The sequence below is a fragment of the Pseudomonas sp. GM33 genome (assembly GCF_000282295.1).
GTDB classification, from domain to species: Bacteria; Pseudomonadota; Gammaproteobacteria; order Pseudomonadales; family Pseudomonadaceae; genus Aquipseudomonas; species Aquipseudomonas laurylsulfatiphila.
In genome coordinates, this window is the sequence record NZ_AKJO01000045.1 from 1 (window position 1) to 13,574 (window position 13,574).

Genomic DNA, 13,574 nt, shown 5'->3' on the forward strand with positions numbered 1-13,574 from the left:
CCCGCCGATGTCCACTGGCTTGCCCTGAACGGCGTTGAGTTCGGCAACGATGGTCGACTCGTTCTCGGTCAGGGTTTTGGCCAAGGTTGCGAACTGCGCTTGCAGCGCAGTGTCTTCGGTCTGGGCGGCCAGGGCTTGAGCCCAGTACAGCGCCAGGTAGAAGTGGCTGCCGCGGTTGTCGATGTTGCCGACTTTGCGCGATGGCGACTTGTTGTTGTCCAGGAACTGGCCGGTGGCCTGGTCCAGGGTCTTGGCCAGTACCAGCGCCTTTGGATTGTTGTAGGTCACGCCCAGGTGTTCCAGGGACGCGGCCAGGGCCAGGAATTCACCCAGCGAATCCCAGCGCAGGAAGTTCTCTTCCAGCAGTTGCTGAACGTGCTTCGGCGCCGAACCGCCGGCGCCGGTTTCGAACAGACCACCGCCGTTCATCAGCGGCACGATCGACAGCATCTTGGCGCTGGTGCCCAGTTCCATGATCGGGAACAGGTCGGTCAGGTAGTCGCGCAGTACGTTGCCGGTCACCGAGATGGTGTCCTTGCCTTCGCGGGTGCGCTGCAGGGTGTACTTCATCGCGTCGACAGGCGACATGATCTGGATGTCCAGGCCGGCAGTGTCGTGATCCTTCAGGTAGGCCTGAACTTTCTCGATCACCACGCCGTCGTGGGCGCGCATCGGGTCCAGCCAGAAAATCGCCGGCGTGCTGCTGGCGCGAGCACGGTTGACTGCCAGTTTGACCCAGTCCTGGATCGGTGCATCTTTGGTCTGGCACATGCGGAAGATGTCGCCGGCTTCGACCGACTGCTCCAGCAGCAGGTTGCCCTTGCTGTCGGTGACGCGAACAACGCCGTCAGCCTTGATCTGGAAGGTCTTGTCGTGGGAGCCGTATTCTTCGGCTTTCTTCGCCATCAGGCCAACGTTCGGCACGCTGCCCATGGTGGTCGGGTCGAATGCGCCGTTGGCTTTGCAATCTTCGATCACGGCCTGGTAGATGGTCGCGTAGCAACGATCCGGGATCACGGCCTTGGTGTCGTGCAACTGGCCGTCGGTGCCCCACATCTTGCCGGAATCGCGGATCATCGCTGGCATCGAGGCGTCGACGATCACGTCGCTCGGCACGTGCAGGTTGGTGATGCCTTTGTCGGAGTTGACCATCGCCAGGGAAGGGCGAGCGGCGTAGACCGCCTGGATGTCAGCTTCGATGGCCGCTTGCTGTTCAGCAGGCAGGGCCTTGATGCGGGCGTACAGGTCGCCGATGCCGTTGTTCAGGTTGAAGCCGATCTGTGCCAGCACGTCAGCGTGCTTGGCCAGTGCGTCTTTATAGAACTCGGCAACGATCTGGCCGAACATGATCGGGTCGGAGACCTTCATCATGGTGGCTTTCAGGTGAACCGACAGCAGCACGCCTTGTGCCTTGGCGTCTTCGATTTCAGCGGCGATGAAGCTGCGCAGGGCGTTTTTGCTCATGACCGCGCAATCGAGGATCTCACCGGCTTGTACGCTGGTCTTTTCTTTCAGGACGGTGGCGGTGCCGTCTTGAGCGATCAGTTCGATTTTCACGGCGTCAGCGGCGTCGATCAGGGCGGCTTTTTCGCTGCCGTAGAAATCGCCGGTGCTCATGTGCGCAACGTGGGACTTGGAGTCCTTGGCCCAGGCGCCCATTTTGTGCGGGTGCTTGCGCGCGTAGTTCTTGACCGACAGCGGAGCGCGACGGTCGGAGTTGCCTTCACGCAGAACCGGGTTCACGGCGCTGCCCTTGACCTTGTCGTAGCGCGCCTTGGCTTCTTTGTCGGCGTCGCAGGTCACGGTTTCCGGATAGTCCGGCAGGTTGTAGCCCTGGGCTTGCAGCTCTTTGATCGCGGCTTGCAGTTGTGGAACCGAAGCACTGATGTTCGGCAGCTTGATGATGTTGGCTTCAGGCGTAACGGCCAGGGCGCCCAGTTCGGCGAGGTGGTCGGCTACGGCTTTGTCACCCAGTTGCTCGGGGAAGCTGGCCAGGATGCGCCCTGCAAGAGAGATATCGCGGGTTTCAACGGCGATATCAGCCGAGGCGGTGAACGCCTCTACGATAGGCAACAGTGAATAGGTGGCGAGGGCAGGAGCTTCGTCGGTGAAGGTATAGATGATCTTCGAGCGGGTGGGCATATTCGGATTAACTCTCTCTTCTTTGCTAAAGCGTGCGCAGAAACTCGAGGGCGCCGGGTAAGCGCGTTCGTTCAAAGTCATCCATGAGCCGAATATCGAGGTTTCGTTGCTGTGATGTTGGGTGCATCAGTAGGGTGTCAAGTAGCCGGGCTGCGGTAACAGATCGGCAAAACTGGCGGAAATGCTCGTCGTAGAGCTGTTCAACCTGACGTGACCCTTTAGTCAGCGGCGGCATTATACATAGGTAGCTGGCAATCTGCCGATGGTTCATACGCAACGAATGTCGTCCATTGGTCTAAAGGTCGCAGGGGCGAGGAGGGCGTAAGGTCATTCGTCGTGCTTGAGTTTGGCGTTTTTCCCTTTGCTTTCAGGCTTGTAGGCCGCTGGTTGTGCGGCTTTGCGGCATATGGATAGAACATAGGGTTTGCGCGCCGATTCAACTGGGTTACGCTCGAACCAAGCCAGATGTTCAATCCAATCAATGGAGTTCAGCATGGGTTACAAGAAGATTCAGGTTCCAGCCGTCGGCGACAAAATCACCGTCAATGCAGACCATTCTCTCAATGTTCCTAATAACCCGATCATCCCCTTCATCGAAGGCGACGGCATTGGCGTCGACATCAGCCCGGTCATGATCAAGGTTGTCGATGCTGCAGTTAAGAAGGCTTATGGTGGCGAGCGCAAGATTTCCTGGATGGAAGTGTACGCCGGGGAAAAAGCGACTCAAGTCTACGATCAGGACACCTGGCTGCCTCAGGAGACCCTGGACGCGGTCAAGGATTACGTGGTTTCCATCAAGGGTCCGCTGACCACCCCGGTCGGTGGCGGCATCCGTTCGCTGAACGTGGCCCTGCGTCAGCAACTCGACCTGTACGTCTGCCTGCGTCCGGTGCGCTGGTTCGAAGGCGTGCCTAGCCCGGTCAAGAAGCCGGGCGATGTCGACATGACCATCTTCCGCGAGAACTCCGAAGACATCTACGCCGGCATCGAGTGGAAGGCCGGTACGCCGGAAGCCACCAAGGTCATCAAGTTCCTCAAGGAAGAAATGGGCGTCACCAAGATCCGTTTCGACGAGAACTGCGGCATCGGTGTCAAGCCGGTTTCGCTGCAAGGCACCAAGCGCCTGGCGCGCAAAGCCCTGCAATATGTGGTCGACAACGATCGTGATTCGCTGACCATTGTGCACAAAGGCAACATCATGAAGTTCACCGAAGGTGCCTTCAAGGAGTGGGCCTACGAAGTGGCAGCTGAAGAATTCGGCGCGACCCTGCTCGACGGCGGTCCGTGGATGCAGTTCAAGAACCCGAAAACCGGCAAGAACGTCATCGTCAAGGATGCCATCGCCGACGCCATGCTCCAGCAGATCCTGCTGCGCCCGGCCGAGTACGATGTGATCGCGACCCTGAACCTGAACGGTGACTACCTCTCCGACGCCCTGGCGGCGGAAGTGGGCGGTATCGGTATCGCACCGGGTGCCAACCTGTCCGACACCGTGGCCATGTTCGAAGCCACCCACGGTACGGCGCCGAAGTACGCCGGCAAGGACCAGGTCAACCCGGGTTCGCTGATCCTCTCCGCTGAAATGATGCTGCGCCACATGGGCTGGACCGAAGCGGCCGACCTGATCATCAAGGGCACCAATGGCGCGATTTCCGCCAAGACCGTGACCTATGATTTCGAGCGTCTGATGGAAGGGGCGAAACTGGTGTCGTCTTCCGGTTTCGGTGATGCGCTGATCTCGCACATGTAAGAAAGCGCAGGTACACAAAAAACCGCCTGATTCAAGAAGTTGAGTCAGGCGGTTTTTTTATGACTGGATGACGCGGCGATATTAAACCGAAACGGTCTGCTCAGGTGACTGTGTCGCGGCTTTTGAGGCATCCACGGGGTTGCCGATATTGACCGCGTGAAGACCTTTGGGGCCCTGGATGATGTCGAATACGACAGCTTGCCCGGCTTTCAGGGTTTTATAACCTTCCATTTTAATGGCCGAGTAGTGGGCAAACAGATCCTCTGTCTTGCCTTCCTCGTTGATGAATCCGTAACCCTTGGCGTTGTTGAACCACTTCACCTTGCCGACTGCCATACCCAACTCCCTCTGCAACAGACTCCATCACTGGAGTATCATCCACTACATCCGCAGTCGAACCTGTAAATAAGTTTGACTCCGCGGACCTTTTTTACCCACTGTGGGCTCTATTGGTTGTAACACCCTTTTGCCGATAGTCAAGCTGACCGGCAGTCGGAGTTGAAATCGCTGATAGCCGCCCCCACCACTGTATTTGAACAACTGACGAACCTTTCTTTCCATGCATGCAATCAGCCAGATTCGACTAACATTCAATCAGGATCGCCCTGATTTACACGACGACGATTCCGCAGGCATTGCTGTTCAGGAGGCAAAGCCTGCTCTACAGGCGCCGCCGATGTACAAGGTGGTTTTGTTCAATGATGACTACACACCGATGGATTTCGTCGTCGAAGTGCTCGAGGTGTTTTTTAACCTGAATCGCGAGCTGGCGACCAAGGTCATGCTGGCCGTCCATACAGAAGGGCGGGCAGTATGTGGAGTGTTTACCCGCGACATCGCGGAGACCAAGGCCATGCAGGTCAACCAGTACGCCAGGGAAAGCCAGCATCCGCTACTCTGTGAAATCGAGAAGGACGGTTAATCGCCGACCACTTGGGTATGAGGTGAAGCTATGTTAAACCGCGAGCTCGAAGTCACCCTCAATCTTGCCTTCAAGGAAGCCCGTTCGAAGCGTCATGAGTTCATGACCGTCGAACACCTCCTGCTGGCCCTATTGGACAATGAGGCTGCCGCCACCGTTTTGCGTGCGTGCGGCGCAAACCTCGACAAACTCAAGCATGACCTGCAGGAGTTCATCGACTCCACCACGCCATTGATCCCCGTGCATGACGAGGATCGCGAAACCCAGCCAACCCTGGGCTTCCAGCGTGTCCTGCAACGTGCTGTGTTTCACGTACAGAGCTCGGGCAAACGCGAAGTGACTGGTGCCAACGTGCTGGTCGCGATCTTCAGTGAGCAAGAGAGTCAGGCGGTGTTCCTGCTGAAACAGCAGAGCGTTGCCCGCATAGATGTCGTCAACTACATCGCCCATGGCATTTCCAAGGTGCCGGGGCATGGCGATCACTCTGAAGGTGAGCAAGATATGCAGGACGACGAGGGCGGTGAGTCTTCTTCCTCGGGCAATCCCCTGGATGCTTATGCCAGCAACCTCAACGAACTCGCGCGCCAGGGTCGTATCGATCCGTTGGTGGGGCGTGAGCTGGAAGTCGAGCGTGTCGCACAGATCCTGGCACGTCGGCGCAAGAACAACCCGCTGCTGGTGGGCGAGGCGGGCGTGGGTAAAACCGCGATTGCCGAAGGCTTGGCCAAGCGCATTGTCGACAACCAGGTGCCGGACCTGCTGGCCAACAGCGTGGTTTACTCCCTCGACCTGGGTGCCTTGCTGGCCGGTACCAAGTACCGTGGCGATTTCGAGAAGCGCTTCAAGGCGTTGCTCAATGAGCTGAAGAAACGGCCGCAGGCGATCCTGTTCATCGACGAGATCCACACCATCATTGGTGCGGGTGCTGCGTCCGGTGGCGTCATGGATGCCTCCAACCTGCTCAAGCCGCTGCTGTCCTCGGGTGATATCCGTTGCATTGGATCGACCACCTTCCAGGAATTCCGCGGCATCTTCGAGAAGGACCGTGCCTTGGCCCGGCGTTTCCAGAAGGTCGATGTGTCGGAGCCTTCGGTGGAAGACACCATTGGCATTCTGCGCGGCCTGAAGGGGCGTTTCGAAAGCCATCACAATATCGAATACAGCGATGAAGCCCTGCGCGCGGCTGCCGAACTGGCTTCGCGTTACATCAACGATCGTCACATGCCGGACAAGGCGATCGACGTCATCGACGAAGCGGGTGCCTACCAGCGCCTGCAACCGGTCGAGATGCGTGTTAAACGCATCGAAGTGCCTCAGGTCGAAGATATCGTCGCGAAAATCGCGCGGATTCCGCCAAAACACGTCACCAGCTCCGACAAGGAGTTGCTGCGTAACCTCGAGCGTGACCTGAAGTTGACCGTATTTGGTCAGGATGCCGCGATCGACTCGCTGGCAACCGCGATCAAGTTGTCCCGTGCCGGCCTCAAGTCCCCTGACAAGCCTGTCGGTTCGTTCCTGTTCGCCGGGCCTACCGGTGTCGGTAAAACCGAAGCGGCGCGTCAGTTGGCCAAGGCGCTGGGTGTCGAGCTCATTCGCTTCGACATGTCCGAGTACATGGAGCGCCACACCGTATCGCGTCTGATCGGTGCGCCTCCGGGCTATGTCGGGTTCGACCAGGGCGGTCTGCTGACCGAAGCCATCACCAAGCAACCACACTGCGTGCTGTTGCTCGATGAAATCGAGAAAGCGCATCCGGAAGTCTTCAACCTGCTGCTGCAGGTCATGGATCACGGTACCTTGACCGATAACAACGGGCGCAAGGCGGATTTCCGTAACGTGATCGTCATCATGACGACCAACGCCGGTGCCGAGACAGCGGCTCGTGCTTCGATCGGTTTCACCTTCCAGGACCACTCGTCCGATGCGATGGAAGTGATCAAGAAGAGCTTCACGCCGGAATTCCGCAACCGTCTGGACACCATCATCCAGTTTGGTCGCCTCAGCCATGAGGTCATCAAGAGTGTGGTGGACAAGTTCCTTACCGAGCTTCAGGCGCAGCTGGAAGACAAGCGAGTGTTGCTGGAAGTCACCGATGCGGCCCGCAGCTGGCTGGCCGAGGGTGGCTATGATGCGGCGATGGGTGCTCGCCCAATGGCTCGCCTGATCCAGGACAAGATCAAGCGCCCACTGGCGGAGGAGATTCTCTTTGGCGAACTGGCCGAACATGGCGGTGTGGTGCACATCGACATCAAGGATGGCGAGCTGACCTTCGAGTTCGAGACCACGGCCGAGATGGCCTGACGTTTGGAAACAATGCAAAAAGGCGCCGGAAGGCGCCTTTTTGTTGTCTGCAAAATGCACATCAAAACCTGTGGGAGCGAGCTTGCTCGCGATAGCGGTGCATCAGCTTGCATCAATGTTGGATCAACTGACGCCATCGCGAGCAAGCTCGCTCCCACAGGGTTTTGTGTTGTGGTCGCTAAATCCCAGACAAACAAAAACGCCCGGCATAAGCCGGGCGTCTTGTATTGACCAGATTAGCGGGCGCGGTAAGTGATGCGTCCTTTGCTCAAGTCATAGGGAGTCAGCTCTACGCGCACTTTGTCGCCGGTAAGAATACGGATGTAGTTCTTGCGCATCTTGCCGGAGATGTGCGCGGTTACGACGTGCCCATTTTCCAACTCCACACGAAACATGGTGTTGGGCAGGGTGTCGACGACAGTGCCTTCCATTTCGAAGCTGTCTTCTTTCGACATGCAGTAAAGCCCTCGGTGTCCAATGAATGGCCCGGTGCAACTGCGCCAGGCAAAAGCGGCGTGCATTGTGCCCGAAAAGTGGGGTTTAAGCCAAGGGGTTTAGGGTCGGCTCTAGTTTAGAACCACCCAGCGCTGATTAATCAGCAACTCAATGGGGCGATATTGAGTCTTGTAATTCATTTTTTTGCAGTTTTTGATCCAGTAGCCGAGGTAGACCGCCTCTAGTCCCAGTCGCCGGGCCTCGGCGATTTGCCAGAGGATTGCATAGCGCCCAAGGCTGCGGCGCTCTTCGGATGGTTCGTAGAAGGTGTAGACCGCCGAAAGACCGTTCGGCAGCAAATCGGTGACGGCGACGGCCAGCAGCTGACCGTTCAGGCGGAATTCATAAAACCGTGAAAACGGCAGGTCCCGCACCAGGAAGGTAGAAAACTGGTCGCGACTGGGCGGGTACATGTCGCCATCGGCGTGACGCTGTTCGATATAGCGCTGGTAAAGCTCGAAGTACTCTTCGTTGAAGCAGGGCTTGGCCGGACGCACCTGCAAGTCCGCGTTGCGCTTGAAGATGCGTTTCTGTTGCCGGTTGGGCGTGAACGGCCCCACGGGAATGCGCGCCGGAACGCAGGCATTGCAATTCTGGCAATGCGGCCGGTAGAGATGATCGCCACTGCGACGAAACCCCATCTCCGACAGGTCTGCATAGACATGCACATCCATGGGCTGGCTAGGGTCGAGGAACAGGGTTGTGGCCTGCTCATCGGGCAGATAACTGCAAGAGTGCGGCTGAGTGGCATAGAACTTCAAACGCGCCAACTCGGTCATGATCAACCCTCGGGATAATGCTTTTGAATAAGTGTAAGCCACACGGGAGAAAGTCGCTCAGCAAACCCAGGTGGCATGGTTGGGTTGGTCCAGATGCCGGGCCAGACAAGCGGCAAATTCGCGACGCGGAATCGCCCGGGCTCCCAAACTATGCAGGTGATCGGTGGGCATCTGGCAATCGATCAGCACAAAACCCGAGTCTTTCAAATGCCGGACCAGGGTGGCAAAGCCGAATTTAGAGGCGTTGTCAGCGCGGCTGAACATCGATTCGCCAAAAAATAACTGCCCCATCGCCAGGCCATACAGGCCGCCGACCAGTTCGTCCCCGTCCCACACTTCCACCGAGTGCGCGTGACCACGCCTGTGCAGTTCGATGTAGGCCTCTTGCATCGCTTCGGTGATCCAGGTGCCGTCGGCATAATCCCGGGGAGCCGCACAGGCGCGAATGACGGCGGCGAAGTCCTGGTCGAAGGTCACTTGATAGCGTTGCTGGCGCAGCAGTTTGTTCAGGCTACGCGAGACGTGCAATTCGTCGGGAAACAGAACCGTGCGCGGGTCCGGCGACCACCAGAGAATCGGCTGGCCTTCGGAAAACCATGGGAAGCAGCCATGGCGATAAGCCGAGATCAGCCGATCGGCGGACAGGTCGCCACCGGCAGCCAGCAGCCCGTTGGGGTCGCGCATGGCCTTTTCCAGCGGTGGGAAATGCAAGGTGTTGCGTTGTAACCAAGTCAGCATGGCATCCAGGCTTGCAGAAGGGGAGGGCAGTGGCGGGCATTGGCCCTCCATAAAGTTTGCCTTCAAACGGCAGGAATGTCGTCGAGGTATTTTTCGGCGTCCAGCGCGGCCATGCAACCGGCCCCGGCAGACGTAACGGCCTGGCGATAAACATGATCGGCCACATCGCCGGCGGCAAACACGCCTGCAATCGCCGTGGCGGTAGCATCGCCTTCGCTGCCGCCCTTGACCAGCAGATAGCCGTCGCGCATTTCCAGTTGCCCGATGAACAGGTCGGTGTTGGGTTTGTGGCCGATGGCGATAAACACCCCGGCCAGCGGCAGCTCTGTGGTTTCACCCGTTTGGCTGTCCCGCAGGCGGGCACCGGTCACGCCACTGGCATCGCCGAGCACTTCGTCCAGGTTCTGGTTCCAATGCAGGCGGATATTGCCGTTGGCGGCTTTTTCGAAGAGTTTGTCCTGGAGGATTTTCTCCGAGCGCAGTTTGTCGCGTCGATGGATCAGGTGCACTTCCCTGGCGATGTTCGACAGGTACAAGGCTTCCTCGACCGCCGTGTTGCCGCCGCCGACCACCGCGACCACCTGGTTGCGATAGAAGAACCCGTCACAGGTCGCGCACGCCGACACCCCTTTGCCGGCAAATGCTTCCTCCGACGGCAGGCCCAGGTATTGCGCGGAGGCGCCGGTGGCAATGATCAGGGCGTCGCAGGTGTAGGTGCCGCCATCGCCAATCAGCTCGAACGGCCGTTGTTGCAACTTGGCGGTATGGATGTGGTCGTAAACGATCTCGGTGGCAAAGCGCTCGGCGTGTTTTTGCATGCGCTCCATCAGCACGGGGCCGGTCAGGCCTTCGACGTCGCCTGGCCAGTTATCGACTTCGACGGTGGTGGTGAGCTGGCCACCTGCCTGTATGCCGGTAATGACAACGGGCTTGAGGTTGGCGCGGGCGGCATAAACGGCTGCGCTGTAACCGGCAGGGCCGGAGCCCAGGATGATCAAGCGGGAATGCTTCGCTTCGCTCATAAAAACACCTCATAAGCCTTTGTCACAAAAGACAATGCATGCTCAAATTGAATAGCATGTCATGTGCTGTTGACTATGCTACACCCAAGGGTCTCAAGCATGGCGTCGTGCGTACAAACCCGTACAATGCCCTGCGTGTTACATATATTCAGTGCGCACCGTGTTTATAAAAACCGGGGCGCAGTGTTAAAAGTAGTCCCGGTTACGTGTGTTAACTTTTTTACCTGCCTGGATTGGGCAGTTTTTTAGACTTTCAACAGATGGACGCGCCATTGGCGCAGGAAAAGTAGCGTTTTGAAGAAATCCACCGCAGCACCTAAACCAGCCGTCGTTCCGCTCTGGCGCCAGCACTTGCACTACCGACTCAAGGAAGGTGCGCTGATCGCCATCGGTGCCCTGTGCCTGTTCCTGATGATGGCCTTGCTGACCTATGGCAAGGATGATCCGGGCTGGAGCCATAACAGCAAGATCGACGACGTGCAGAATTTCGGCGGGCCCGCGGGCTCCTACAGCGCCGATATCCTGTTCATGGTGTTGGGTTACTTCGCCTACATCTTCCCGTTGCTGCTGGCGGTCAAGGCGTACCAAATCTTCCGCCAGCGTCACGAACCGTGGCAGTGGAGCGGCTGGCTATTTTCCTGGCGCCTGATCGGCCTGGTGTTCCTGGTGCTGTCGGGGGCCGCGCTGGCCCATATCCATTTCCATGCTGCGACCGGTCTGCCGGCAGGTGCGGGCGGTGCGCTGGGGGAAAGCCTCGGCGAACTGGCGAGGAACGCCCTGAATATCCAGGGCAGTACGCTGTTGTTCATCGCGTTGTTCCTGTTCGGCCTGACGGTGTTTACCGACCTGTCGTGGTTCAAGGTGATGGACATCACCGGCAAGATCACCCTCGACCTGTTCGAACTGTTCCAGGGCGCGGCCAATCGCTGGTGGGCGGCCCGTACCGAGCGCAAACAGCTGGTCGCCCAGTTGCGTGAAGTCGATGACCGTATGGATGAAGTGGTTGCGCCGACCGTCTCCGACAAGCGCGAACAGGCCAAGGTCAAGGAGCGGTTGATCGAGCGTGAGCAGGCCCTGAGCAAGCACATGTCCGAGCGTGAGAAGCAGGTGCCGCCGGTGATTGCACCCGCGCCGCCAAAACCGGCCGCGCCGAGCAAACGCGTCGAAAAAGAGAAACAGGCGCCACTGTTCGTCGACAGCGCCGTGGAAGGCACCTTGCCGCCGATCTCGATTCTCGATCCCGCGGAAAAGAAACAGCTCAATTATTCGCCCGAATCCCTGGCGGCGGTCGGTCACCTGCTGGAAATCAAGCTCAAGGAGTTCGGCGTCGAAGTGACCGTGGACTCGATCCACCCGGGTCCGGTGATTACCCGATACGAAATCCAGCCCGCCGCCGGCGTCAAGGTCAGCCGCATCGCCAACCTGGCCAAAGACCTGGCCCGTTCCCTGGCCGTGACCAGCGTGCGCGTGGTGGAAGTGATTCCGGGCAAGACCACGGTCGGTATCGAGATTCCCAACGAAGACCGGCAGATCGTACGTTTCTCCGAGGTGTTGTCGACCCCCGAGTACGACAACTTCAAATCCCCGGTCACCTTGGCCCTGGGCCACGACATTGGCGGCAAACCGGTCATCACCGACCTGGCGAAGATGCCGCACCTGCTGGTGGCCGGTACCACCGGTTCCGGTAAGTCGGTGGGCGTGAACGCGATGATCCTGTCGATCCTGTTCAAGTCCGGCCCGGAAGACGCCAAGCTGATCATGATCGACCCGAAAATGTTGGAACTGTCGATCTACGAAGGCATTCCGCACCTGCTGTGCCCGGTGGTCACCGACATGAAGGACGCCGCCAACGCCCTGCGCTGGAGCGTTGCCGAGATGGAACGACGCTACAAGCTGATGGCCAAGATGGGCGTGCGCAACCTGTCGGGCTTCAACGCCAAGGTCAAGGAAGCCCAGGATGCCGGCGAGCCGTTGAGCGATCCGCTGTACAAGCGCGAAAGCATCCACGACGAAGCGCCGCTCCTGCAAAAGCTGCCGACCATCGTGGTGGTGGTCGACGAATTCGCCGACATGATGATGATCGTCGGCAAGAAGGTCGAAGAACTGATCGCCCGTATTGCCCAGAAGGCGCGTGCGGCCGGCATTCACTTGATCCTCGCGACCCAGCGTCCGTCGGTGGACGTGATCACCGGTCTGATCAAGGCCAACATCCCGACCCGCATGGCGTTCCAGGTGTCGAGCAAAATCGACTCGCGGACCATCATCGACCAGGGCGGCGCCGAACAACTGCTGGGCCACGGTGACATGCTGTACATGCCGCCGGGCACCAGTCTGCCGATTCGTGTCCACGGTGCCTTCGTGTCCGACGATGAAGTTCACCGCGTGGTGGAGGCCTGGAAGTTGCGGGGCGCGCCGGAATACAACGACGACATCCTCAATGGCGTCGAAGAGGCGGGCAGCGGCTTCGAAGGCAGCAGCGGTGGTGGCGACGGTGACGATCCCGAGGCCGACGCGCTGTACGACGAAGCGGTCCAGTTCGTGCTGGAAAGCCGTCGCGCCTCCATTTCCGCGGTTCAGCGCAAGCTCAAGATCGGCTACAACCGCGCCGCGCGCATGATCGAAGCCATGGAAATGGCCGGGGTCGTGACGTCCATGAACACCAACGGTTCGCGTGAAGTCCTGGCCCCTGGCCCGGTGCGCGACTGACCCGAATATGAAAGGGTGGCGCCCTTTGGCGCCGCTCGCACTCCCACGAATGTTATGAGGACTCCCATGCGTCTGATCCGCATGCTGTTGCTGCCGGTACTGGCTTTGACCACGCTCCAGGCTAACGCCGATGACAAGGATGTGGCACGCCTGACCCAATTGCTGGAAAAATCCCAGACCCTGACGGCGCGTTTCTCGCAACTGACCCTTGACGGCACCGGCACCCAGTTGCAGGAAACCGCCGGCGACATGTCCCTGCAGCGTCCGGGCCTGTTCTACTGGCACACCGATGCACCGGCCGAACAGACCATGGTGTCCGATGGCAAGAAGGTCACCCTGTGGGACCCGGACCTGGAACAGGCCACCATCAAGAACCTCGACCAGCGCCTGACCCAGACACCGGCCTTGTTGCTGTCCGGTGACGTGTCCAAGATCAGCCAGAGCTTCGACATCAGCGCCAAGGAAGCCGGCGGCGTGATCGACTTCACCCTGAAGCCGAAGACTAAGGACTCCCTGTTCGACAGTCTGCGCCTGTCGTTCCGCAATGGTCTGGTCAACGACATGCAACTGATCGACAGTGTCGGCCAGCGCACCAATATCCTGTTCACCGGGGTGAAGGCCAACGAACCGATCCCGGCGTCCAAATTCAAGTTCGACATCCCTAAAGGGGCGGACGTGATCCAGGAATAAAACGCAGAACCCCTGTAGGAGCGAGCCTG

Annotated in this window: 12 protein-coding genes; 5 read left to right on the forward strand and 7 right to left on the reverse strand. The window is 58.9% G+C overall.

The window, feature by feature from the left end:
* Together PMI26_RS22295 and PMI26_RS31590 are read right to left on the reverse strand one after the other, a co-directional pair.
* Positions 1–2,142: NADP-dependent isocitrate dehydrogenase (locus tag PMI26_RS22295; RefSeq protein WP_033047566.1), on the reverse strand; the 2,142-nt coding region annotated here is incomplete at its 3' end.
* A gap of 327 nt (positions 2,143–2,469) precedes the next feature.
* Entirely contained in the window at positions 2,470–2,637 is a 168-nt protein-coding gene (locus tag PMI26_RS31590) for a hypothetical protein (protein WP_162831814.1), read from the reverse strand.
* Here PMI26_RS31590 and icd point away from each other — a divergent pair.
* On the forward strand, positions 2,636–3,892 hold the full coding sequence (icd, locus tag PMI26_RS22290) for an NADP-dependent isocitrate dehydrogenase (RefSeq protein WP_007972065.1): 1,257 nt from the start codon (positions 2,636–2,638) through the stop codon (positions 3,890–3,892). The two genes, PMI26_RS31590 and icd, sit on opposite strands and share 2 nt — an antisense overlap.
* A gap of 81 nt (positions 3,893–3,973) precedes the next feature.
* On the opposite strand, the gene cspD is transcribed toward icd, so the two are convergent.
* Entirely contained in the window at positions 3,974–4,228 is a 255-nt protein-coding gene (gene cspD / locus PMI26_RS22285; protein WP_007972067.1) for a cold shock domain-containing protein CspD, read from the reverse strand.
* A 223-nt stretch (positions 4,229–4,451) separates the two neighbouring features.
* Here cspD and clpS point away from each other — a divergent pair, with 223 nt between their 5' ends.
* Positions 4,452–4,814, forward strand: coding sequence for an ATP-dependent Clp protease adapter ClpS (gene clpS, locus PMI26_RS0129420; protein ID WP_015094394.1), 363 nt, complete (start codon positions 4,452–4,454; stop codon positions 4,812–4,814).
* 30 nt (positions 4,815–4,844) lie between these two features.
* The gene (clpA, locus tag PMI26_RS22280) at positions 4,845–7,115 is read left to right on the forward strand and encodes an ATP-dependent Clp protease ATP-binding subunit ClpA (RefSeq protein ID WP_007972069.1); all 2,271 of its coding nucleotides are present in this window, start codon (positions 4,845–4,847) and stop codon (positions 7,113–7,115) included.
* A gap of 236 nt (positions 7,116–7,351) precedes the next feature.
* On the opposite strand, the gene infA is transcribed toward clpA, so the two are convergent.
* The 4 genes from infA to trxB form a co-directional block, all read right to left on the reverse strand.
* Positions 7,352–7,570 carry a translation initiation factor IF-1 gene (infA, locus tag PMI26_RS22275; RefSeq protein ID WP_002553999.1) on the reverse strand — a complete coding sequence of 73 codons (219 nt, stop codon included), beginning with the start codon at positions 7,568–7,570 and terminating at the stop codon, positions 7,352–7,354.
* Positions 7,571–7,681: 111 nt separating this feature from the next.
* A complete protein-coding gene (locus PMI26_RS22270) occupies positions 7,682–8,389 on the reverse strand; it encodes an arginyltransferase (protein WP_007972071.1) in 708 nt (235 codons plus the stop codon).
* Between the two features lie 57 nt (positions 8,390–8,446).
* Positions 8,447–9,127 carry a leucyl/phenylalanyl-tRNA--protein transferase gene (gene aat, locus PMI26_RS22265; protein WP_033047570.1) on the reverse strand — a complete coding sequence of 227 codons (681 nt, stop codon included), beginning with the start codon at positions 9,125–9,127 and terminating at the stop codon, positions 8,447–8,449.
* 62 nt (positions 9,128–9,189) lie between these two features.
* A complete protein-coding gene (gene trxB, locus PMI26_RS22260; protein WP_007972075.1) occupies positions 9,190–10,149 on the reverse strand; it encodes a thioredoxin-disulfide reductase in 960 nt (319 codons plus the stop codon).
* Between the two features lie 294 nt (positions 10,150–10,443).
* Here trxB and PMI26_RS22255 point away from each other — a divergent pair, with 294 nt between their 5' ends.
* Together PMI26_RS22255 and lolA are read left to right on the forward strand one after the other, a co-directional pair.
* A complete protein-coding gene (locus tag PMI26_RS22255) occupies positions 10,444–12,855 on the forward strand; it encodes a DNA translocase FtsK (RefSeq protein ID WP_007972077.1) in 2,412 nt (803 codons plus the stop codon).
* A 66-nt stretch (positions 12,856–12,921) separates the two neighbouring features.
* A complete protein-coding gene (gene lolA / locus PMI26_RS22250) occupies positions 12,922–13,545 on the forward strand; it encodes an outer membrane lipoprotein chaperone LolA (protein WP_007972078.1) in 624 nt (207 codons plus the stop codon).
* The last annotated feature ends 29 nt before the right edge of the window (positions 13,546–13,574 follow it).

Coding starts and splice junctions, on each gene's coding strand:
- icd (WP_007972065.1), top strand. CDS start 2,636: ATGGGTTACAAGAAGATTCAGGTTCCAGCCGTCGGCGACAAAATCACC.
- PMI26_RS31590 (WP_162831814.1), bottom strand. CDS start 2,637: ATGCTGAACTCCATTGATTGGATTGAACATCTGGCTTGGTTCGAGCGT.
- cspD (WP_007972067.1), bottom strand. CDS start 4,228: ATGGCAGTCGGCAAGGTGAAGTGGTTCAACAACGCCAAGGGTTACGGA.
- clpS (WP_015094394.1), top strand. CDS start 4,452: ATGCATGCAATCAGCCAGATTCGACTAACATTCAATCAGGATCGCCCT.
- clpA (WP_007972069.1), top strand. CDS start 4,845: ATGTTAAACCGCGAGCTCGAAGTCACCCTCAATCTTGCCTTCAAGGAA.
- infA (WP_002553999.1), bottom strand. CDS start 7,570: ATGTCGAAAGAAGACAGCTTCGAAATGGAAGGCACTGTCGTCGACACC.
- PMI26_RS22270 (WP_007972071.1), bottom strand. CDS start 8,389: ATGACCGAGTTGGCGCGTTTGAAGTTCTATGCCACTCAGCCGCACTCT.
- aat (WP_033047570.1), bottom strand. CDS start 9,127: ATGCTGACTTGGTTACAACGCAACACCTTGCATTTCCCACCGCTGGAA.
- trxB (WP_007972075.1), bottom strand. CDS start 10,149: ATGAGCGAAGCGAAGCATTCCCGCTTGATCATCCTGGGCTCCGGCCCT.
- lolA (WP_007972078.1), top strand. CDS start 12,922: ATGCGTCTGATCCGCATGCTGTTGCTGCCGGTACTGGCTTTGACCACG.